Source organism: Collinsella tanakaei, assembly GCF_030373545.1.
Taxonomy (GTDB): Bacteria; Actinomycetota; Coriobacteriia; order Coriobacteriales; family Coriobacteriaceae; genus Collinsella; species Collinsella tanakaei_C.
This window is the reverse complement of the sequence record NZ_JAUDCO010000012.1, coordinates 20,794-41,458: the sequence shown is the minus strand read 5'-3', so window position 1 is coordinate 41,458 and position 20,665 is coordinate 20,794. Positions and strand designations below refer to the sequence as shown.

Annotated in this window: 23 protein-coding genes; 3 read left to right on the top strand and 20 right to left on the bottom strand. The window is 65.5% G+C overall.

The window, feature by feature from the left end; translation table 11 throughout:
- Nucleotides 1-117: 117 nt before the first annotated feature.
- From QUW00_RS08755 to QUW00_RS08745, 3 genes are all read right to left on the bottom strand, one after another.
- A complete protein-coding gene (locus tag QUW00_RS08755) occupies nucleotides 118-1,515 on the bottom strand; it encodes a phosphoglucomutase/phosphomannomutase family protein (RefSeq protein WP_289613998.1) in 1,398 nt (465 codons plus the stop codon).
- A gap of 106 nt (nucleotides 1,516-1,621) precedes the next feature.
- Nucleotides 1,622-2,563, bottom strand: a complete 942-nt coding sequence (locus QUW00_RS08750; protein ID WP_289613997.1) for a homocysteine S-methyltransferase family protein — start codon at nucleotides 2,561-2,563, stop codon at nucleotides 1,622-1,624.
- Between the two features lie 3 nt (nucleotides 2,564-2,566).
- Nucleotides 2,567-2,992 carry a metal-dependent transcriptional regulator gene (locus QUW00_RS08745; RefSeq protein WP_289613996.1) on the bottom strand — a complete coding sequence of 142 codons (426 nt, stop codon included), beginning with the start codon at nucleotides 2,990-2,992 and terminating at the stop codon, nucleotides 2,567-2,569.
- A 204-nt stretch (nucleotides 2,993-3,196) separates the two neighbouring features.
- Here QUW00_RS08745 and QUW00_RS08740 point away from each other — a divergent pair, with 204 nt between their 5' ends.
- Nucleotides 3,197-3,703, top strand: a complete 507-nt coding sequence (locus QUW00_RS08740; protein ID WP_289613995.1) for a type II toxin-antitoxin system RelB/DinJ family antitoxin — start codon at nucleotides 3,197-3,199, stop codon at nucleotides 3,701-3,703.
- Nucleotides 3,681-4,058, top strand: coding sequence for a HepT-like ribonuclease domain-containing protein (locus QUW00_RS08735; protein WP_289613994.1), 378 nt, complete (start codon nucleotides 3,681-3,683; stop codon nucleotides 4,056-4,058). Before QUW00_RS08740 ends, QUW00_RS08735 begins: the two co-directional genes overlap by 23 nt.
- Before the next feature lie 5 nt (nucleotides 4,059-4,063).
- Here the strand turns inward: QUW00_RS08735 and QUW00_RS08730 are convergent, their stop codons facing one another.
- The gene (locus QUW00_RS08730; RefSeq protein WP_289613993.1) at nucleotides 4,064-4,609 is read right to left on the bottom strand and encodes a GNAT family N-acetyltransferase; all 546 of its coding nucleotides are present in this window, start codon (nucleotides 4,607-4,609) and stop codon (nucleotides 4,064-4,066) included.
- 138 nt (nucleotides 4,610-4,747) lie between these two features.
- Between QUW00_RS08730 and pepT the strand changes: the two genes are divergently transcribed.
- Nucleotides 4,748-5,992: a peptidase T gene (gene pepT, locus QUW00_RS08725; protein ID WP_289613992.1), complete on the top strand. Its 1,245-nt coding sequence runs from the start codon at nucleotides 4,748-4,750 to the stop codon at nucleotides 5,990-5,992.
- Nucleotides 5,993-6,179: 187 nt separating this feature from the next.
- Here the strand turns inward: pepT and QUW00_RS08720 are convergent, their stop codons facing one another.
- From QUW00_RS08720 to QUW00_RS08645, 16 genes are all read right to left on the bottom strand, one after another.
- Complete coding sequence (locus QUW00_RS08720) at nucleotides 6,180-7,382, bottom strand: LCP family protein (protein WP_289613991.1); 1,203 nt, start codon at nucleotides 7,380-7,382, stop codon at nucleotides 6,180-6,182.
- A gap of 12 nt (nucleotides 7,383-7,394) precedes the next feature.
- The gene (gene murA, locus QUW00_RS08715) at nucleotides 7,395-8,678 is read right to left on the bottom strand and encodes a UDP-N-acetylglucosamine 1-carboxyvinyltransferase (protein ID WP_289613990.1); all 1,284 of its coding nucleotides are present in this window, start codon (nucleotides 8,676-8,678) and stop codon (nucleotides 7,395-7,397) included.
- Between the two features lie 81 nt (nucleotides 8,679-8,759).
- Nucleotides 8,760-9,167, bottom strand: a complete 408-nt coding sequence (atpC, locus tag QUW00_RS08710; protein ID WP_354003417.1) for an ATP synthase F1 subunit epsilon — start codon at nucleotides 9,165-9,167, stop codon at nucleotides 8,760-8,762.
- Between the two features lie 3 nt (nucleotides 9,168-9,170).
- On the bottom strand, nucleotides 9,171-10,622 hold the full coding sequence (gene atpD / locus QUW00_RS08705; RefSeq protein ID WP_289613989.1) for a F0F1 ATP synthase subunit beta: 1,452 nt from the start codon (nucleotides 10,620-10,622) through the stop codon (nucleotides 9,171-9,173).
- Nucleotides 10,623-10,624: 2 nt separating this feature from the next.
- Nucleotides 10,625-11,530 (bottom strand): ATP synthase F1 subunit gamma, encoded by a 906-nt coding sequence (atpG, locus tag QUW00_RS08700; RefSeq protein ID WP_289613988.1) that lies wholly within the window; start codon nucleotides 11,528-11,530, stop codon nucleotides 10,625-10,627.
- Between the two features lie 5 nt (nucleotides 11,531-11,535).
- Complete coding sequence (atpA, locus tag QUW00_RS08695) at nucleotides 11,536-13,146, bottom strand: F0F1 ATP synthase subunit alpha (RefSeq protein WP_289613987.1); 1,611 nt, start codon at nucleotides 13,144-13,146, stop codon at nucleotides 11,536-11,538.
- Complete coding sequence (locus tag QUW00_RS08690; protein WP_289613986.1) at nucleotides 13,139-13,624, bottom strand: F0F1 ATP synthase subunit delta; 486 nt, start codon at nucleotides 13,622-13,624, stop codon at nucleotides 13,139-13,141. Before QUW00_RS08690 ends, atpA begins: the two co-directional genes overlap by 8 nt.
- Nucleotides 13,614-14,216 (bottom strand): F0F1 ATP synthase subunit B, encoded by a 603-nt coding sequence (gene atpF, locus QUW00_RS08685; protein WP_289613985.1) that lies wholly within the window; start codon nucleotides 14,214-14,216, stop codon nucleotides 13,614-13,616. The genes QUW00_RS08690 and atpF overlap by 11 nt, the downstream gene beginning before the upstream one ends.
- Nucleotides 14,217-14,248: 32 nt before the next feature.
- The gene (locus QUW00_RS08680; RefSeq protein WP_019127352.1) at nucleotides 14,249-14,440 is read right to left on the bottom strand and encodes an ATP synthase F0 subunit C; all 192 of its coding nucleotides are present in this window, start codon (nucleotides 14,438-14,440) and stop codon (nucleotides 14,249-14,251) included.
- A 93-nt stretch (nucleotides 14,441-14,533) separates the two neighbouring features.
- Nucleotides 14,534-15,331 carry a F0F1 ATP synthase subunit A gene (gene atpB / locus QUW00_RS08675; protein ID WP_289613984.1) on the bottom strand — a complete coding sequence of 266 codons (798 nt, stop codon included), beginning with the start codon at nucleotides 15,329-15,331 and terminating at the stop codon, nucleotides 14,534-14,536.
- A gap of 43 nt (nucleotides 15,332-15,374) precedes the next feature.
- Nucleotides 15,375-15,692 carry a hypothetical protein gene (locus tag QUW00_RS08670; RefSeq protein WP_289613983.1) on the bottom strand — a complete coding sequence of 106 codons (318 nt, stop codon included), beginning with the start codon at nucleotides 15,690-15,692 and terminating at the stop codon, nucleotides 15,375-15,377.
- 142 nt (nucleotides 15,693-15,834) lie between these two features.
- Nucleotides 15,835-16,488: a uracil phosphoribosyltransferase gene (upp, locus tag QUW00_RS08665; RefSeq protein WP_289613982.1), complete on the bottom strand. Its 654-nt coding sequence runs from the start codon at nucleotides 16,486-16,488 to the stop codon at nucleotides 15,835-15,837.
- 87 nt (nucleotides 16,489-16,575) lie between these two features.
- Nucleotides 16,576-17,013, bottom strand: coding sequence for a ribose 5-phosphate isomerase B (gene rpiB / locus QUW00_RS08660; protein ID WP_289613981.1), 438 nt, complete (start codon nucleotides 17,011-17,013; stop codon nucleotides 16,576-16,578).
- A gap of 53 nt (nucleotides 17,014-17,066) precedes the next feature.
- A complete protein-coding gene (glpK, locus tag QUW00_RS08655; RefSeq protein WP_289613980.1) occupies nucleotides 17,067-18,611 on the bottom strand; it encodes a glycerol kinase GlpK in 1,545 nt (514 codons plus the stop codon).
- A gap of 12 nt (nucleotides 18,612-18,623) precedes the next feature.
- Nucleotides 18,624-19,301 (bottom strand): L-threonylcarbamoyladenylate synthase, encoded by a 678-nt coding sequence (locus tag QUW00_RS08650; protein WP_289613979.1) that lies wholly within the window; start codon nucleotides 19,299-19,301, stop codon nucleotides 18,624-18,626.
- Between the two features lie 178 nt (nucleotides 19,302-19,479).
- A complete protein-coding gene (locus QUW00_RS08645) occupies nucleotides 19,480-20,646 on the bottom strand; it encodes a N5-glutamine methyltransferase family protein (RefSeq protein WP_289613978.1) in 1,167 nt (388 codons plus the stop codon).
- Nucleotides 20,647-20,665 lie beyond the last annotated feature (19 nt).

The following is a 20,665-nucleotide window of genomic DNA, read 5'->3' as shown; positions in this document are numbered from 1 at the left end:
GGAATCCCGCGCTCCACGGGGTCTTCACAATTCGTCTGTTTTTCACTGATTGTTGCACTATATCTTGTGTTTTCAGACGCTTACCGCGCCATAGCTACCTTTTGCCGGGCTTTGGAGCTAGGAGAGCTCTCCCCTTGCTACGTCGCTTCCAGCATCGAGCAAATCATCGCGCAGCTCTACAGTCGGCGCCTCGGCGTACACACGGACAAGCGCTTCTGTTCCACTTGGCCTCAGCAGCAACCAGGACTCGTCTGCAAACTCAAGGCGCAGGCCATCCATATGGCTCACGCGAACCGGCTCGCGACCGGCAATCCGCTTGGGGTTGATGCCGGGCAGCATCGTCCGCAATACCTCGATCTGTTCGTTTTGCAGGCGAAGGTCGCGACGGGCGTAGCTCGTCTCGCCGAACGCTTCCTCAAACTCGCTCACAAGCTCGGCCAAGGTCTTGCCCGTCATGGCCATAAGCTCGCAGAGGAGCAGCGCCATCAGCAGGCCGTCGCGCTCGGGGAAGTGCTCCGGGATGCCGAAGCCGCCCGTCTCCTCGCCGCCCATCAGCACGCCGCCCTTGCGCATCTCCTCATATATATATCTGAAGCCAACCGGTTTGATGGCATAGCGGCAGCCGAGGGCATGCGCCACACGGCGGGTGAGAACCGATGAGGACAGGCCGAGCACGACGCGCCCGCTCATGCCGCGATGCTTGACCAGATGGCCCAAGATCAGCGAGAACAGCTTGTGCGCGTTGACGAAGCGACCGTGCTCATCGACCGCACCGATGCGATCGGCGTCGCCGTCGTTGATCAGTCCGACGCTGGCGCCCAGCTCGACAACCGCCTGCTCGCAATCGTCTACCCACGGCTCGATGGGCTCGGGGCGCATGTCGCGCATTCCCTCGTCATCGACACCGTGAATCTCGTCGACCGTGACGCCCAGACTGCGCAGGATGTCAGCCAAGTAGCCGCGGCCGGCTCCGTACATCGGGTCGTATACGACATGCAGGCCGGCGCGGGCGATTGCCTCGCCATCGACGAGGCCCTTCAGGTCCTCCAGATACGGCGTCGCAAAATCCTTGATCTCGATGGGTCCGCGCGCGTCCGTCGGGTCGCCGTCAATCTCCCGCTCGACCTCGGCGGCAAACTCAAACGAGCCCGCCCCGCCGTCGGAAGTACGGAACTTGATGCCCAGATAGTCCTCGGGATGATGCGACCCCGTCACCATGAGGCCGCCGCAGGAGCGCGCATCGCGCGCGATTGCCCACGAAAGTGCGGGTGTGGGCACGTAGCGGTCCGAAAGCCTGACGACCAAGCCGTGACCCGCGACGACGCGGGCGGCGAGACGGGCGAAGGATTCAGCGCCGGGACGCGTATCGTATCCGACATAGACGATGGCACCGGGCGCGGTCTGCGCCCACAGCGTGCCCGCGGCGTCGGCAACGCGTATCACGTTCTCCTCGTTGAACTCGCCGTCGCGACGAGCTCGCCATCCGTCGGTTCCAAAACGAATCATGGCGCTCATGGTCTGTATCGCTCCCGTGCTCCATATATATTACTAGGGCGGTATAACGAATAGGTTTTATACCCATCCCTTTCGTATGCAGTCACGGCAACGCAGGGGGTCGGCGCTATCGCACGCATTCCTCGAGATAACCCGAAAGGGCGCAAACGGTCAGGGGGTCACCGCCGCAGCACGGCCCGACGATTGTCGCGCCAGCGCGCACCCACTGCGCACAGGCCTCGACGAACTCATCCGCCCCGACGGGCCAGACAAGCTCTCCGTCCTCGTTGCGCCGCGGATCGCCGGCGTTGGGGCGCACCGAGACCGGCAGCGACGTCACCGCGACCATGCGACCGACCGCCTCGGCTGCTGCGGCGAGCGAGCAGCAATTGACGCCGACCGACGAGGCGCCCATCTTGGCCGCGAGGCGGCAGGCGTCCTCGATCGAAGCGCCATCGCTGTACAGGTTGCAGGCATCATCCACCGCAAAGCTCATGAGCACGGGCATGCCGCAGGCCACATCGAGTGCGCCGACAAGCGCGGGCTCGGCATCGTGAAGCGACGTAAACGTCTCGAGCATAAGAGCATGAGCCCCCGCATCGAGCAGGACATGCGCCTGTTCGCGGTACGCAGCGCGCACCGCCCGGTACTCAGGAGTATCCGTCTGTTCCCAGGTGAGTCCACACGGGCCGATCGAGCCCGCGACACAGGGGGCGCCCGGGCGGCGCGCGCACTCAACAGCGCGCTCGTTCACGCGCTCCATCGGCGCGTCCACCCCGTCCCGTTGCAGGGCCGGCGCGCTCGCCTGGAAGGTGTTGGTCAGCATGAGATCGGCCCCGACGGCGCGATACAGGCTGTGCAGACGAATGACTTCCTGCGGGTCGGCCACGTTCCAGTACGCCGTCGGGATGTCCCCGCCGCCTGTCTGGCGCATCAGCTCGGTACCCATGGGCCCCTGCATGAGCAGCACCTCGCTGCCAAGACGCTCGCCAAGCCACGAGGCGCCGAGCCGATCGTATCGGGAATCGTCAAGCGACGCGAGCGCCGAATATGCGGCGCGGCCCGACATGGGCTACTCCTCGCCGACCGTGATGCCCTGCTGCTCGAGGTAGGACATCCAACGCTGCATGGTGTCCTCGGACAGGGCGTGTTCCATCATGCACGCCTCGGCGTCCGCACGCTCGAACTCGACACCCAGCTCTTGGACGAGGAAGGTGCGAATCAGGCGATGGCGGTTCCACACGGCGCTGCCGAGCTCGCGGCCGGCATCGGTAAGGATGACCTTGCCGTAGTGGGACTGCTCCACCAGGCCCTGCTCCTTCAGGACGGTGACCGCCTTGTTGACCGACGCCTTGGAGACGCCGAGCTGCTGGGCGATGTCGACCGAGCGGATCCCCTCGCCGAGCGCGCCCTCGCGCTCAAGGCGAACCATGCACTCGAGATAGTCCTCGTTTGCCACGGTCAGATGCAGCTCGCGGGAAATGTCGGTGGTGTCCATATGGTCGTCCTCTCCATCGCATATCGCGTCTCAGTGTAGCGCATCGCCGGGGCGCAGGCATGGTTCCAAAGGGGAACGGAGCGAATCCGCGCGGCTGCAGCCGACAAGTTTGTGCCCGGCGTCATCTTGTCGGCGCTACATCTGGTTTTTACGGGTATATAGCACTATGATTTACATTGTCATACAACAAACTGGGGAGCCCCTATGGCACAATCGATTTTGAGCGTCCGCATGGACAGCGAAACCAAAGCTCAATTTGCAGCCTTCTGCAACGAAGTCGGCATGAGCGTCTCGACCGCCATCAACCTATTCGCCAAGCAGACGCTCCGCGAGGGTCGCATCCCCTTTACAATCGGCCTGTCCGATGATCAGCAGACCCGAAGAGCGCCCCTCCAATCGATCTTGAGCCTTTCTGCCATCAAAAGCATTGTCGAGGAAGAGGCCCGACGCTGCGCCGGCATATCCGCCGTCGTGCTGTTCGGCTCATACGCGCGAGGCGAGGCGACGCCGCAAAGCGACATCGATTTGCGCATCGTTTACGACGACGGTGAGCTCAGTCTTCTGGAGCTGTCGGCGTTTTCAGAAGCGATTCGCGAACGCACGGGGAAACATGTCGACATCGTATCAAGAGCGGATCTAGGTAATGACGAGTTCGCACATGCCATCGAACGCGAAGGGGTGATTCTTTATGAGCGCGAGGAACAGCGATGATGCACGCGTGGCTGAAATATACCGTGTCATACGGGAAACGAACGAGAGGGTCCGCGAGCTCAATCTGACAAAAGACGTTTTCGTTTCCGACGAATCCGCACAGGGCCGCATGAACGCCGACGGCATCTTCATGTGCGTCTTTCGCGTTGCCGAAGAGGCGGGAAACATGTCGAGCCGCGCAAAAGAAGCGTATCCTGACATACCTTGGAAAGCCATCCACGGCATGAGAAACATATTTGCGCATGATTACGGGAAACTCGACCGTTCAATCGTTTGGAGCGCGGTATCGGATGATTTCCCGAAACTCGAGGCGTTTTGCAGGCGATACGCCGCTGACCATGGCTTGAAGCTGTAGCGGCCCTAGCCGACAAGTTTGCACCCGGCACCATCTTGTCGCGACAGGAGGCGTTGGCAGTATTCGACGCGACGTTCACCCAGCAGCTCCACCTCGCGTTCGACTCGGTATTGGAACACAAAGCCGAGCTTCTCCTGCACGCGGCGCGAGCGCTCGTTGCCCCCATAGTATCCCGCCCAGATCGAGATAAGCCCGAGCTCATCAAAGCCGTATGCCACCACGGCCCGCGCCGCCTCCGTGGCATAGCCAAGGCCCCAGTGCGTTGCGCCAATCCAGTAACCGAGTTCCGCCTCATCGATACCCGCCATCTCCGAAGCGTCCTCGTGTTTAAGGGCGATGGCTCCCACAAGCGCCCCCGTGGTCCGCTCGACGATGGCAAAGCTGTCGGGCATCATCAAGACATTGTGAATGATCCCGGCGCTCTCCTCCACACTGCGATGGGGAGGCCAGCCCGCCGCCGGACCGACCCTCGGGTCGCGCGCGAGCTCAAATAGGGCATCGGCATCGTCTTCGCGCCAAGAGCGCAACAGCAAGCGATCGGTTTCCAGCATCTCCAACCTCCATCGGTATCTGCACAGCGACTTCATAGCATGCAATCGTAGCCGACAAGTTTGTACCTGGCACCATCTTGTCGCGTGCTACGCTGTAGGCGGATTTTATATCGGCGACGATCTTCTAAGGAGCTTCCCATGTCCGAATCGAACGAGCCCGACGTCCTATCTCGCTTTTTGAGGTACGTCGCCGTCAACACCCAGTCGAGCGACGAGCACAGCGACCGCGTGCCCTCCACCCCGTGCCAGTTTGACCTCGCGAACCTCTTGGCCGACGAGCTGCGCGCCATGGGGGCGCACGACGTCGAGGTCAGCGAGAACGCCTACGTCACCGCCCACATCCCCGCAAGCGAAGGCGCCGAGAACGCACCGAAGCTCGGCCTCATCGCCCACCTCGACACCACCGAGGCGGCGCCCGGAGCGAACGTCAAGCCCCATATCGTCGCCTACGAGGGTGGCGAGCTGGTATGCGGCATCGTCGACGGCGAGCCGGTGAGCATCTCCCCCGACCGCATCCCCGGCCTTGCCGCACTTGCCGGCGAGAACCTGATATGCACCGACGGCACCACGCTGCTCGGCGCCGACGACAAGGCCGGCGTCGCCGAGATCATGGCGCTCGCCGCGCGCCTGCTAACCGACCCGTCCATTCCCCATCCCGCCCTGGGCATCTGCTTCTGCCCCGACGAGGAGATCGGCCACGGCGCCGAGCTGCTCGATATTCCAGCGTTCGGCTGCACGTATGCCTACACCGTCGACGGCGGCCCGGTGGGCGAGATCGAATGGGAGTGCTTCAACGCCGCCGAGGCGACCGTGCGCTTCGAGGGCTTCTCAATCCATCCCGGCGACGCCAAAGACCGTATGGTGAACGCCGCCAACCTGTTCGTCGAGTACCACAACCTGCTCCCGAGCGTCGCGCGCCCCGAGCACACCGAGGGCTACGAGGGGTTCATCCACCTCTGCAGCGTATCGGGCACCGTCACCCACGCGACGGCGCGCTACATCGTCCGCGACCACAACGCCGCCAAGTTCCAGGCAAAGCTCGACCTCATGCAGCGCGCCTGCGATTTCATGAACGCCCAGCAGGACCAGGTTCGCGTGACCCTCGAAATCAAGCACGAATACCGCAACATGGCCGAGATCGTTGGCGACTATCCGCAGCTCATCGATGTCGCAAAGGAGGCTTTCAGCGCCTCGGACGTCGAGCCGCGCGTCATCCCCATCCGCGGGGGCACCGACGGCGCCCAGCTCTCGTTCCGCGGCCTGCCCTGCCCCAACCTCTCGACCGGCGCGTACTGCTGCCACGGCGTGAACGAGTTCATCCCCGTCTCCGCCCTGGTGAAGATGGTCGACGTGCTCGAGCAGCTGGTCAGGCGCTTCGCGTAGCCGATCCTTATCCACCCATGGCGAAGGGGGCGCACCTCCTTGCGGGCCCAACGTCTCCGGCAAGGCGGTGCGTCCCCTTTGTCGTTTCAGGGCGTTTCCGCGAAGAGCAGAAGCGGCACCGCAAAGCAGCGCGCCCTCCGTACAGCATAAAAGCGGGCTGACAAGGCGGCCCTTGTCAGCCCGGTGGCTATTCGGTCTCGAGCGAGGATTCCCCGACGTCGCTCTCGCTTTCGGTCCCCTCGGACTCGTCCTCTAAGTCCGAGCTGGTCGTGGCCTCGCCGTACACCCAGTCCTCGGACGAGTTGTTGGCAAGGTCGCCGGTCGTCGTGGAGCCCTCGCCGCCGGTGCCCATGGACTGCGGGCCCTGCGGATCCTTGCCGTCGTCCATGCGCTCCATCATCTCGGCGAGCGCTTCCTCGTGCACGAACACGTAGCTCTGGCCGTCCACGTAGGTGTCCTCGCCCGCCCACGACGGCAGGTTGGCCGACCAGATCTCGTCGGTGTCCATGCCGCGCATCGCGTTCACGAGCGTGACGATATCCTGGATGCTCAGGTCGGTGATCACCATGTTGGAAAGCGAATCGATGATGTCGACGATGTTGGTGACGTCCATCTCGTTGAGCATCTTGTTGGCAAGTGCCGAGAGCACCTGGCGCTGATGGCGCATGCGCGTGTAGTCGCCGTCGATGTACTGGTAGCGGGCGCGCGCATAGGTGAGCGCCGTCGCACCGTCCATGTGCTGATAGCCCGGCTCGATGACGATGTCCAGGTGAGCGGGGTCGTCCACGCCGTCGGTCGCGTTGATGTCTATACCGCCCACGGCGTCGATGAGCGCCTCCATGCCCTCGAAGTTGATCTCGGCGTAGTGCGAGATCTCGATGCCGCACAGCTCGTTGACGGCCTTGACGACGCCCTCGGCGCCATCGTAGGCGTGCGTGGCGTTGATCTTCATGGTCGAACCGTTGTACTCGACGCGCGTGTCGCGCGGAATCGAGACGAGCGCCACCTTCTTCTCGGTCGGGTCGATACGCGCCAGGATGATGGAGTCCGAACGATAGGTCTCCTCGCCGGGGCGCCCGTCGGTGCCGAGCAGCAGCATGTAGAAGGGATCGCGCGCGACGTCCGTGTCGACCAGGGTCATCAGCAGGTTGTTCGTGATGACCGACGAGTTGTTGAGGTTGCCGGCGATGCGGCTTACCCACAGGCCGGCGGCGGTGCCCACGCAGGCCAGCAGGCCCAGCACGGTCACCAGGATCACGCGGCGGATGCGCTTGCCGCGCCGACGCTGACGCGCGCGCTCGGAGTAGCGCGCGACGTTGTCGCGGCTATAGATGCGGCTCGCGGCGCCGGTACTCGGGCGCCGGGAATCCTGTACGGGTTTGTTTCTCATGGGGTACCTGCCCTATTCGTCCGTGGGGTCGGGGATGGTCGCGCGCTGCACGCAAGCGCCGAGGTCCTCGAGCTTCTTGACGAAGTGCTCGTAGCCGCGGTCGATGTGATGGATGGCGGAGACCTCGGTGTAGCCGTCGGCCACGAGGCCGGCGACCACGAGGGCCGCGCCACCGCGCAGGTCAGGCGAGACCACCTGGGCGCCCGAGAAGCCCTTGACGCCGTGGATCATGGCGTGGTGGCTCTCGATGCGGATGTCCGCGCCCATGCGGACCAGCTCAGAGGCGAACATGAAACGGTTCTCGAATATGTTCTCGGTGATGACCGAGCTGCCGTCCGCGAGCGCGGACAGCACCATGGCCTGAGCCTGCATATCGGTCGGGAAGCCCGGGAAGGGCAGCGTCTGGATATCGACCGGCAGGATGCGCTCGGCGCGCCTCACGCGCACACCGCCCTCGATGTGCTCGATATCGATGCCCATGAGCTCGAACTTCTTGATGACCATGCCCAGGTGGTTAGAGTTGAAGCCGCGCACCTCGATACCGTCCTCGCCGGCCGCGAGCGCACCGGCGACGATGAAGGTGCCCGCCTCGATGCGGTCGCCGATGACGCGGTGCGTCGTGGGGTGGAGCTCCTTGACGCCCTCGATCTGCACGACCGGGGTTCCGGCTCCGACGATCTTGGCGCCCATCGAATTGAGCATATTCGCCAAATCGACGATCTCGGGCTCGCGGGCGGCGTTGTCGATCACTGTGGTCCCGCGGGCGCGCACGGCCGCCATGATGAGGTTCTCGGTGGCGCCGACACTCGCGAACTCGAGCGTGACGTTGGCGCCGATCAGGCCCTCGGAGGCGTCGGCATGGATGTAGCCGTGGTCGGTGTCGAACTTCACGCCGAGGGCCTCGAGGCCCAGGATATGCATGTCGATCTTGCGGGCGCCGAGGTTGCAGCCACCGGGCATGGCGATCTTCGCGCGGCCGAAGCGGCCGAGCAGCGGACCCATGACCGCCGTCGAGGCGCGCATCTTGGCAACGAGCTCGTAGGGAGCCTCCCAGGAGTCGACGTTGGAGGTGTCGATCACCAGGCTGTGCTCGTCGGCGACCTCGATGGTCGCGCCCATGCGCTTGAGCACCTTGCCCATGACGTGCACGTCGGAGATGTTGGGCACGTTCTGGAGCGTCGTGACGCCCGGGGCCAGCAGGGTCGCGGCCATCAACTTGAGCGCGGAGTTCTTGGCGCCCGATACGCAGACGCTGCCGGCGAGGGCATGTCCACCTTCAACGCGAATGATATCCAAGCGTGATCCCCTTCGATATGAACATGCCCGGGAACTGTGCATCCCCGGGCATGATGAAAGCCTTGTGACCGCCTCCGCGCGCTATGACGTCTGCGCGTCGAGCAGCAGCCTGCACCATGCGATTTCATTATAAAGGTACGCACGGCGTGCATCGTTCTCTGACAAAACGCTCAACTGGTCTTCAAAACCTTGAAGTTTAGCTTGAACCCGAGCGACGTCGACCGCGTCCACGTCGGCGGCGCGTTCAGCGAGCACGATGACCTCGTCATCGGCGATCTGGGCATAGCCGCCGCTCACCGCGAAGCGGTGGTCGATCGTCCCCATGGCGGTATCGCTCACGCGGATGTAGCCGGAACCGAGCGTGCAGATCTCGCTCGCATGGCGCGCGGCCACGCCGAGCTCGCCGTCGGTCGACGGCAGGGCGACAAACGCCGCCTCGCCCTCGTAGGCGCTGGTTTCGGGGCAGACGATCCGCAGCTGCATGGCCATGTGCTACGCCCCCATCTTGGCGGCGCGCTCGCGCACGTCGTCGATCGTTCCGGCGTAGCGGAAGGCCTGCTCGGGCAGGTCGTCGCACTCACCGTCAACGATGGCGGCAAAGGAGCGGACGGTGTCCTCGATGTGGAGGTACACGCCGGGGTTGCCCGTGAACTTCTCGGCCACGTGGAAGGACTGGGACAGGAACTGCTGCAGCTTGCGCGCGCGGTCGACGGTGAGGCGCTGCTCCTCGGACAGCTCGTCCATACCGAGGATGGCGATGATGTCCTGCAGGTCGGAGTACTCCTGGAGGATCTCCTGGACCTTGACGGCGACGCGGTAGTGCTCCTCGCCCACGATGGAGGGGTCGAGCGCGTCGGACGAGGACGCCAGCGGGTCGATGGCCGGGTACAGGCCGAGCGCCGCGATGGAGCGCGACAGAACCGTCTGGGCGTCGAGGTGCGTGAAGGTGGTCGCAGGAGCCGGGTCGGTCAGGTCGTCGGCGGGCACGTAGACGGCCTGGACCGAAGTGATCGAACCGGTCTTGGTGGAGGTGATGCGCTCCTGCAGGTCGCCCATCTCGGTCGCCAGCGTGGGCTGGTAGCCGACGGCGGACGGCATGCGGCCGAGCAGGGCCGAGACCTCGGAGCCGGCCTGGGAGAAGCGGAAGATGTTGTCGATGAACAGCAGCACGTCCTGGCCGCGGTCGCGGAAGTACTCGGCCGTGGTGAGGCCGGCCAGACCGATGCGCAGGCGCGCTCCGGGCGGCTCGTTCATCTGGCCGTAGACCAGACAGGTCTTGTCGATGACGCCGGACTCGCTCATCTCGAGGTACAGGTCGGTGCCCTCGCGGGTGCGCTCGCCGACGCCCGTGAAGACCGAGGTGCCGTTGTGCTCCTGCGCCAGGTTGTTGATGAGCTCCTGGATGAGCACCGTCTTGCCCACGCCGGCGCCGCCGAACAGGCCGGTCTTGCCGCCGCGGATGTAGGGCTCGAGCAGGTCGACCGCCTTGATGCCGGTCTCGAAGATCTCGGTCTTGGTGGTCAGCTCGTCAAAGTGCGGAGCCGCGTGGTGGATGGGATAGTACTCCTCGATCTCGGGCATGGGCTTGCCGTCGACGGGCTTGCCCAGCACGTTCCAGATGCGGCCGAGCGTACCCGGGCCGACGGGCATCTGCATGGGCTCGCCGGTGTCGATGGCGGGGATGCCGCGCGTCAGGCCGTCGGTCGAGGTCATGGCGACCGTACGGACCACGCCGCCGGGAAGCTGGCTTTCAACCTCGAGGACGGTGCTCACGTGGCCCATGGGGGTCTCGGCCTCGACGGTCAGCGCGTTGTAGATCGCGGGGACCTGGCCTTCGAACTTGACGTCGACGACCGGGCCGACGATGCGGACGATGCGCCCCTCGCCTGCAGTGTGGTGGGAGACGGCATCCTTGATGTCGTTCATGTCGGTGCTCGAAGCCATTGCTACTCCTCCAATGCAGAGGCTCCGCCCACGATCTCGTTGATCTCGGTGGTGATGGAAGCCTGGCGAACACGGTTATAGGTACGGTTCAGGGTCGCGACGATCGCCGTCGCGTTCTCGGTCGCGGAGTGCATCGCCTTGCGGCGCGCACCCTGCTCGGAGGCGGCGGAATCGATCAGCGCCTGATGGATGACGGTCAGCACGTACGAGGGGACCAGACCGCCCAGCACGTGCGCCGCGGAGGGCACGAAGCTGAACGACGACGAGATGCGCTCGGGCGCATCGCTCTCGTTGCGGCGCGGGCCGCGCGCCAGCGCGACCGCCTCGGTGTCCAGCGGGAGCAGGCGCTCGACGCGCAGCTCCTGATCCACGCGATTGCGCGCATGGTGGTACACGACCTCGACGCGGTCGATGGTGCCCTGGGCGTAGCCGTCGCAGATGTAGCTCGCGATCATGCGGGCCTGCTCGAGCGTCGGCTCGGCCGAGGTGCCCTCGAAATGCATGATGCGGTTGGGGCGCGACGCGAAGTAGTCGCTCACCTTGCGACCGCAGGTGATGATCTCGCAGGCGACGCCGCGGCGCGCGCACGCAGACACGATCTTGTCGGTCTCGCGCTCGACGAGCACGTTGAAGCCGCCGGCAAGGCCACGGTCGGATGCGATCGCCACCACGAGCACGTTCTGCTCGTGGTCGTGCTTATGCAGCAGCGGGGCGTCACCAGCCGCCTCGGTATCCTGGGCGACCGTGAGCATGACGTCGGTCAGCGCCTTCTTGTACGGCTCGGCGCCGTAGGCGCGATCGAGCGCACGACGGATCTTGGCCGTCGAGACCATCTCCATCGTGCGCGTAATCTGCTTGGTGCTCGTGACCGAAGTGATTCGCTTTTTGATTTCGCGAAGGTTGGCCATGGAGCTTAGTTCTCCTCGGAATCAGAGCCGTCCTCGACGACCTGGGCGGCATGCTTGCCGACGAAATCCGCCTTGTAGTCGGAAATCATCTGCATGAGCTGCTCGTCCAGGTCGCCGGCGATCTTCTCGGAGCGCACGCGCTCGAGGAGTCGCCCGTAGCTGCTGTTCGCGTAGCTGACGAGCCCATCGCGGAACTCGAGCACCTGCGACAGGGGCAGATCGTCCAAGAAGCCCTTGTTGCCGGCGAACAGCACGAGGACCTGCTCGGCCACGTCGAACGGCTTGAAGCGCGACTGCTTGAGCAGCTCCGTCATGCGCGAGCCGTGAGTCAGCTGCTGCTGCGTGGCCGCGTCGAGGTCGCTGCCGAACTGCGCGAAGCCCGAAAGCTCCTGGTAGGAAGCCAGGTCAAGGCGCAGGTTGCCGGCCACCTGCTTCATGGACTTGATCTGCGCGGCGCCGCCGACGCGCGACACGGAGATGCCGACGTCGACCGCGGGGCGCTGTCCCTGGAAGAACAGGTCGCTCTGCAGGTAGATCTGACCATCGGTAATGGAGATGACGTTCGTCGGAATGTAGGCCGACACGTCGCCGTCCTGCGTCTCGATGAGGGGCAGCGCGGTCATAGAGCCCGAGCCGTTGGCCTCGGAGAGCTTGCAGGCACGCTCCAGCAGGCGCGAATGCAGGTAGAAGATGTCGCCGGGGTAGGCCTCGCGTCCGGGCGGACGGCGCAGCGTCAGCGACATCTGACGGTAGGCGACGGCCTGCTTGGACAGGTCATCGTAGATGACGAGCACGTGGCCGCCGGGGTTCTCGGCGCTCGCGGGCTTGCCGTCCACACCGTTGTACATGAAGAACTCACCGATCGCGGCGCCGGCCATGGGCGCGATGTACTGCATGGGCGCCGACTCGGCTGCGGTGGCCGAGACGATGACCGTGTAGTCGAGCGCGTGATGCTCCTCGAGCGTGGCGCGGATGTTGGCGACCGTGGAGGCCTTCTGGCCGATGGCCACGTAGATGCAGACCATGCCCTTGCCGCGCTGGTTGATGATGGCGTCGATGGCGATGGCCGTCTTGCCGACCTTGCGGTCGCCGATGATGAGCTCGCGCTGGCCGCGGCCGATGGGGATCATCGAGTCGATGGCGAGCAGGCCGGTCTGGACGGGCTCGCACACCGGGGTGCGGTCGATGACGCCGGGCGCCTTGAACTCGATGGGGCGATAGTGGGTCGTGCGGATCTCGCCGAGGCCGTCGATGGGCTCGCCGAGCGGGTTCACGACGCGGCCGAGCATGCCGCGGCCCACGGGGATGTCCATGATGTGGCCGGTGGTGCGGCACTCGTCGCCCTCCTTGATGACGGAGACGTTGCCGAACAGAACGGCGCCGACCTCGTCGCGCTCAAGGTTCTGGGCGAGACCGAACACCGTCTCCCCCGTCTCGCTGCTCTTAAACTCAAGCAGCTCGCCGGCCATGGCGCTGCGCAGGCCCGAGACGCGGGCGATGCCGTCTCCCACCTCATCGACGAGGGAGACCTCCTGCGTGTCGACGACCGCGTTGAGCGAATCGAGTTTCTTCGCGAGGGCCTGGGCTATGGTCTGGGCGTTAATGATCTCAGCCATTGCTGGCCTCACCTCCTAAAGTGAGCTGGGCTTCGCCGAGCGTCTTGCGCGCGGCGCGCAGCTGGGTCTTGACCGAGATGTCGCGGCGCTGGCCGCGAGCCTCGAGCACGATGCCGCCGATGATGGACGGGTCGACGCGCTCGATGAGCGACACGCGGCTGCCGAGCTGCTCCTCGCACATCGCGACGATCTGCGCGCGCAGCTCGTCGTCGAGCTCGACGGCGGTCGTGACGGTCACGCCCACGACGTCCTCATCGTCCTCGGTCATGGCGCGATAGGCCTCGGCGACCTGCGGCAACAGGTCGAGCTGGTCGCGCTCGACCATGGTCTTGACGACCGCGAGGATCTCGGGGCTCGCCTGGGAAAGAGCGCCGAGGGCGTCCAGGTCGGTAAAGACGCGACCCTCCGCCTTCGCAGCCTCGAGCAGGGCGCGGGCATAGGTCTCGAGGACCCTGTTCTCCCTACGGCTAGTTGGCATTCAGGCTACCTACCTCTTTGATGTAGCGCTCGATGAGGCGGCGCTGCTCGCCGTCCTCGTCCAGAGACTTCTCCACGATCTTGGAGGCCACGGAGACCGAGAGGTCGGCGATGGTGCCGGCAGCTTCGGAGTACAGCGAGCGGCGCTCCTCCTCGGCGTTCGCACGCGCCTTGGAGATGATGTCCTCGGCCTCGGTGTGCGCGGCGGCGAGGATGCGGGCGCGCTCGTGCTCGGCGTCCTGACGCGCGGCGAGCACGATCTCGGCGGCCTGGCGACGCGCGTCGGCGACGAGCTCGTCGGACGTCTTGCGGTCGTCGAGCGCCTTCTGCTTGGTGCGCTCGGCCTCCTCGAGGCTCTCCTCGATGCGGCGGCTGCGCTCGTCCATCATCGTCAGGACCTTGGGCCAAGCGATCTTGGCCAGCACGACCCAGATGATGAGAAAGGCGATGAGCGCGGGGATGAACTCCGCCATGTTGGGGATCAGAATCGACGGACCGCCGGCAGAGCCCTCGGCAAACGCCGGATTCGGGGCGACGAGCGCCACCGCGGCGATGGAGGCGGCTGCACCGGCAGCGCGGTTTGTAAGCTTCATGTTCCTCTCCTTACTCGACACGTGCGCGAGCGTTAGGAGATCAGCGTGACGACGAAGCCGATGAGGCCGAGCGCCTCGGTGAACGCGGACGCCAGAATGAAGACGGTGAACGCGCGACCCTGGACCTCGGGCTGGCGAGCCATAGCGCTCGTGGCGCCAAACGCCGCGAGGCCGATGGCCAGACCGGCACCGATAACACCGAGACCGTAACCGATAACTCCCACAATTCCTCCTTTGTCGTGCGCCTACCGGCGCAGGATACCCAAATATCTGACAGGGCCGCGACTGCGGCCCGCGTCAACAAGCGATATGCCCGATTAGTGCCCCTCGGCCTCGGCGATCTGGATATAGACCGCGGCGAGGACCGTGAAGACGTAGGCCTGGACGAACGCGACGATGAGCTCGACCGCGTAGATGATGAGCAGGATGGCGAGCCACGCCACGCTCGGCAGCGCGCCCAGCGCGTTCATAGCGCTGAAGTGCTCGAGCAGCGGCTCGGCGAACAGCGTGGCCATGATGGAGAACGAGCCCATGACGATGTGGCCGGCGAACATGTTGCAGAACAGACGGATGGCCAGCGTGATGGGGCGCAGCAGCAGCGAGAAGACCTCGATGACCCACACGAACACGTTCATGGGGAACATCACGCCCGCGGGCGCCAGGCTCTTGATGTAGCCGATCACGCCGTGCTTCTTGCACCCGTAGTACACGAAGTAAAGAAACGTGACGAGCGCGAGCGCGGCGGTGCAGCCGATGGCGCCGGTTCCGGGTTTGCAGCCGGGAATCAGGCCGATGAAGTTGTTGACCAGGATGAAGAAGAAGATCGTCGCCAAGAACGGGAAGTGGCGGCGCCACTCGGTGCCCACCACGCCCTTCGCGACGTCGTTCTCGACGTACTCGATCAGATACTCGACACCGTTGACGAACACGCCCTTGGGTACGAGCGCCTGGCGCTTGGCAAACGTCAGGATGATCGCCGCGAACACGATGGCGGCGATGAGCAACCACACCGAGTACTGCGTGAGGCCTGCCCCCAGATCGCCCACCACGGGCATGGAGGAGAACTCGGAGACCAGATGGTTGATCTCTTCGGGCAGCTTGGAAAACGCGTCCAAGATTCCACCTTTCTTTGGCCGTCGGCTGCGCCGGCGCCCACGACTAATCGGTCTTCGCGAGGACCGCGATGGCGAGGCCGATCCAGCCGATGAAAAAGCCGATCAGCTCGCCTGCGACGAATGCGACGAGCGCCCCCGGTGCGAGCAGGTGAACCACGACGACACCCACGAACAGGATGACGAACGAGGCCCCTACGCCCACCATGCCTTTGGTCATGCTCGCGTCGCTCACGCGGCGCAGTACGGGCACGACGGCCAAAAACAGCGGGACGAACGCGAACAGGCTAAGAAGGACGCCGACGGCGAGCGCCGGTCCGTGCGCGGCAAGATCGAATGCGAGCGCAGGGTCGAACTCGGACATCGGGCTCCCTTCTTGGCGCTGTGCCCCCTGAAAAACAGGGTGCGCATACGTCGTGTGACTAGTATAGGCAAGGAATTCGAAAATTCAATGTGCGTAAACGAAGCGGACACATTGGAAAAGCAGCGGGCTCGCGCCGGCCATCTCACCTGTCCAGCGTGCCGAAGATGCGGTCGCCGGCATCGCCCAGGCCCGGAACGATATAGGCGTCGTCGTTGAGGCCCTCGTCCACCGAGCAGGTGTAGATGTGCACGTCCGGATCCGCCTCGAGCACGGCCGCGAGCCCTTCGGGCGCCGCCACGATGCTCAAGAAGCGGATGTCCGTCGCACCCTGGGAACGCAGATACTGCAGGGCGGCCGAGGCCGACCCGCCGGTGGCGAGCATGGGGTCGACAACCAGGCACAGGCGCTCGGCGATATCTCCGGGCAGCTTGGCGTAGTACTCGTGGGGCTCGTGCGTCACCTCGTCGCGGTACATGCCCACGTGGCCCACGCGCGCGGCGGGCACCAGGTCGAGCACGCCGTCGACCATGCCTAGACCCGCGCGCAGGATGGGGATGACGGCGAGCTTGCGCCCGGCGACGCAGCGGGCGGTCGTCGGGCAGATAGGGGTCTCGATCTGCACGTCGGCAAGCGGCAGGTCGCGCGTCGCCTCGTAGCACTCCAAGCGCGCGAGCTCGCGCACCAGGTCGCGGAACTGCTTGGTGCCCGTCGTGCGGTCGCGCAGGATGGAGAGCTTGTGCTGCACGAGCGGGTGGTCGACCACCGTCACGCGCGAGGAGTCGAAATCACATGCCATACCAAAGCCTTTCTATACGAGACGCCCGGGTCCTGCCGATCGGCGAGCCCGGGCGTCAAAACATCATCGCTTAAGCGCCGGCATCGCCTAGTCCAGCGCCATGACCTTCGCGACGCGGTCCGCATGACGGCCGCCCTCAAACGGCGCGGTCAGAAACACGCGGATGATCTCCTCGTTGACCTCGGGCTCGACGAAACGGCCCGACAGGCACAAGACGTTGCCGTCGTTGTGGCGACGGAACAGGTCGGCGAACTCAGGCGTCGTGATCGAGGAGGCGCGGATGCCGGCGACCTTGTCGGCGGCGAGCGCCATGCCGATACCCGTGCCGCACACGAGGATGCCGCGGTCGGCGGTACCCGATGCAACCGCCTCGGCCACCTTCACCGCATAGTCGGAATAGTCGACGCGATCGTCGGAGTCGGGGCCCATATCCATGACCTCGACCTCAGGCTCACCTACGAGGAAGGCGACAAGGACCTGCTTTTGTTCGAATCCGGCATGGTCTGAGGCGATCGCTACGCGCATGGCAGGTGTCCTTTCGATTCGACGGCGTGACGGGCGCGCCAGGCGCCCTCATCTCACTCTATCACGGTTCGGGTCCGCGCTACGGCGTCGTGCCAGCCTGCGAGGTAGCGAGCGGTATCCTCCGCGTCGCCCTGCGGCTCGAAACGCCTGCCGCGTGCGTGGTTCTGCGCAAGCTCCTCGCGGTCCTCCCAATACCCGACGGCAAGGCCGGCGAGATAGGCCGCGCCGAGCGCCGTCGTCTCGACGGACTCGCTCTGAACGACCGGGATGCCGAGCAGATCGGACTGGAACTGCATGATGAACTCGTTGCGCGACGCGGCGCCGTCCACCGACAGGCTCTCGAGCTTCACACCGGCGTCCGCCTCCATGGCGTGCAGGACGTCATAGCTCTGGTAGGCCATGGATTCGCAGGCTGCGCGCACGATCGTCGCGCGGTCGGATGCGGCCGTGAGTCCCGCGATGATGCCGCGCGCCGTCGGGTCCCACCAGGGCGAGCCCAGGCCGCTGAAGGCCGGCACCAGGTAGCAGCCGGCGTTGTCGGACAGCGAGCGCGCGATATCGGCCGTCTCGGCGGCGTCCGTGATGATGGCGAGCTTGTCGCGCAGCCACTGGATCACCGAGCCCGCATGGAAGATCGACCCCTCCAGGGCGTAGGACACCTTGCCGCCCTCGGCGATGCCGATCGTCGCGATGAGGCCGTTGTCCGAGCGCACCACCTCGTCGCCGGTATTCATGAGCATGAAGCAGCCGGTGCCGTAGGTGTTCTTCGTGTCGCCGCGCTCAAAGCAGCAATGGCCGAAAAACGACGCCTGCTGGTCGCCCGCGACGCCGGTGATGGGCGGCATGTGGGTCATGACCTCGCTCGAGACATGGCCGAAATCGCCCGAGCTCCAGCGCACCTCGGGCAGCATGGAGCGCGGGATGTCGAGCATGGCGAGCAGCTCGTCGTCCCAGTCGAGCGTATGGATGTTGAACAGCATGGTGCGGCTCGCGTTGGTGTAATCCGTCGCGTACACCGTCCCGCCGGTCAGGTTGTAGATCAGCCAGGTGTCGACCGTGCCGAACATGAGCTCGCCGGCCTCGGCCGCCTCGCGCGCCCCGCTGACGTTGTCCAAGATCCACTTGATCTTGGTCGCCGAGAAGTACGGGTCGAGCTTGAGGCCCGTCTTCTCGCGGATCATCTCCTCGTACCCCGCCTCGACGAGCCCCTCGACGATGGGGGCGGTGCGGCGGCACTGCCAGCCGATGGCGTTGTAGATGGGCTGACCGCTGTCGCGATCCCAGACCACGCAGGTCTCGCGCTGGTTGGAGATGCCGATCGCCGCGATGCGGTCGGAGTGGATGCCGCTTTTGAACTGCACCTCCGCCATGACCGCGATCTGCGACGCGAGGATCTCCATGGGATCCTGCTCGACCCAGCCCGATGCGGGATAGGAGACCGAAATCGGCTTGGACGCCTGGGCGACGATGTCGTCGTACTCGTCGACGATCAGGGCCCTCACCGACGTCGTGCCCGAATCGAGCGCCATGATGTAGCTGCTGCCCGGCACCGTGAACGCGTGGTCGGCGAGGTTGAGTTCGGCGAGGTTGAAAGACATCGGGCGCTCCCTTCAGCGCTGAGCGGATTCGAGGGCCGCATGGATGCGTTCGTCGGAAAGGGCGCCGTGGCGCACGATCTCGAGCTTCCCGTGCACGAATGAGACGATGGTCGAGGCATCGCGACACGTCGTCGCGCCGGCGTCCAGCGCGACGTCCACACCGGCGAGAATGCGCGGCTCCACCTCGTCAAACGAGGTGGGCGCAGGCGCGCCGTGCGTGTTCGCGCTCGTCACCGCGAGCGGGGATTTGCACATGTGAACAAGTGCGCGCACCACCGGCGAGGCCGATGCGCGCAAGGCGACCGTCCCGTCCGCCGCCTGCATGAACGCGGGCACGTTCGGAGCCGACCGCACGATCAGCGTGAGCGCGCCGGGCCAAAACGCCTGCGCCAGCGCCCGCGTCTCGTCGGAGACGTCCACACCGTACTCGTCGAGCGCCTCGGGACCGCCGACGAGCCACGGCACGGTCTGCTCGATGTCGCGCCGCTTGAGTGAGAAGATCCTGCGGTAGCCGCTGCCCTCGGCGGGCAGCTCGTCGGACTGCGCATACGCCGCCACCGAGACGCCGACGCCGTAGACGGTCTCGGTCGGCACGAGCGCCAGCGCGCCCGCGCGCAGCATCATGGCCGCGTCACATGCAGCGAGCGGGTGAGGGCACGCATCGCCTGCCACTCTATATATCCGCTGCATGGCGGCCTCCCTCATCGCATGACAAAAACGTTTTACCGCCGACGTGCGACAGCGGCGGTTCGAAGCATTGTCTCACGCGACGGCGCCTCATGCGGCCGCATCTCAAACCCACCGGATAAACGGGAAACAGCGTTCGGCAAAGGGTGCCGAGCGAGTGCGAGCGCGCGATCTCGACCGCTCAGCGTTGCGCGAAGCGGGCGCGAGCGGCAGCGACCACCGCCTCGGGAACGCGAGCCAAGATGAAGCGCGGGCGACCGGGCAGGTCGCGCGCGATGCGCACGTCCTCGAAGCCCGCCGCACGGCAGATGTCGGCCGCCGCGTCGAGCGTCGTCTCGTGGAGCTCGCAGGCCAGAAGACCTCCTGCCCGCAGCATGCTCGGCGCCGCGTTGACCAGGCGCCGGAAGATATCCAGGCCGTCCTCACCGCCCTCGAGGGCAAGATGCGGCTCGAAGCGCGCAACCTCGTCGGGCAGGATGCGCATGACCGAGGTCGGGATGTAGGGCGGGTTGGACACGAGCACGTCAAACGTCCCCCACTCGGTTTGGCGATCGAGCGGGGCGACCAGGTTGCCCTCTCGGAAATCCACCACTTCGGGCGCAATGCCGAGCGCATCGCGATTGCGGATCGCCAAGGCGACGGCACGCGGCTCGATATCCGTCGCGATGCACGTCACGCGCCCCGGGCGCTCGAGGGCGAGCGACAGCGAGATGCAGCCCGTGCCGCAGCCCACCTCGAGCACATGCGAGACGCGCGGCTCGGCGTCGGGCTCGGGAGCCTTTTTATCATCGCTCTCAGCCTCGGGCGCCTCGGTCTCGTCGGCGGCGTCAGCGCCCTCGCCCGTCTCAGCGTCGGCAGACGCGACATCGCCCGCTTCGCTCGCCGCGGCGCGGGCCGCCTCGGCAGCCGCCGCCCGCTCGGCCTCGCGCGCCGCCTCGACCTCGGCGTTCCACGGCAGCGGCGCGCGCTTCACAGCCCCGGGGCGCCCCATCTCCCCGATCACCTCGCGATCAAGATAGGTCAGGACCTCCTCGACCAGCATCTCGGTCTCGGGACGGGGAATCAGCACGCCCGGCTCGCAGGCGACCTCGATGGCGCGAAACGCGGTGTTCCCCACGATGTACTGGAGCGGCTCGCCCTTGGCACGGCGGACGACGGCCTCGTGCATCCGGGAAAGCTCATCGGGCGAAAGCGGCTTGGCGAAATCCGTATACAGCTGTATGCGCTTCAGTCCCGTCACCGAGCTCAGCAGCCATTCGGCAGAGATCCTCGGGTTCTCGATTCCCTTGGATTCAAGGTATCCGTTCGTCCAGTCAAGGCAACGCTTGACAGTCCAGGTCTCCTCCATGGTCCGCTCCGTCTCCACA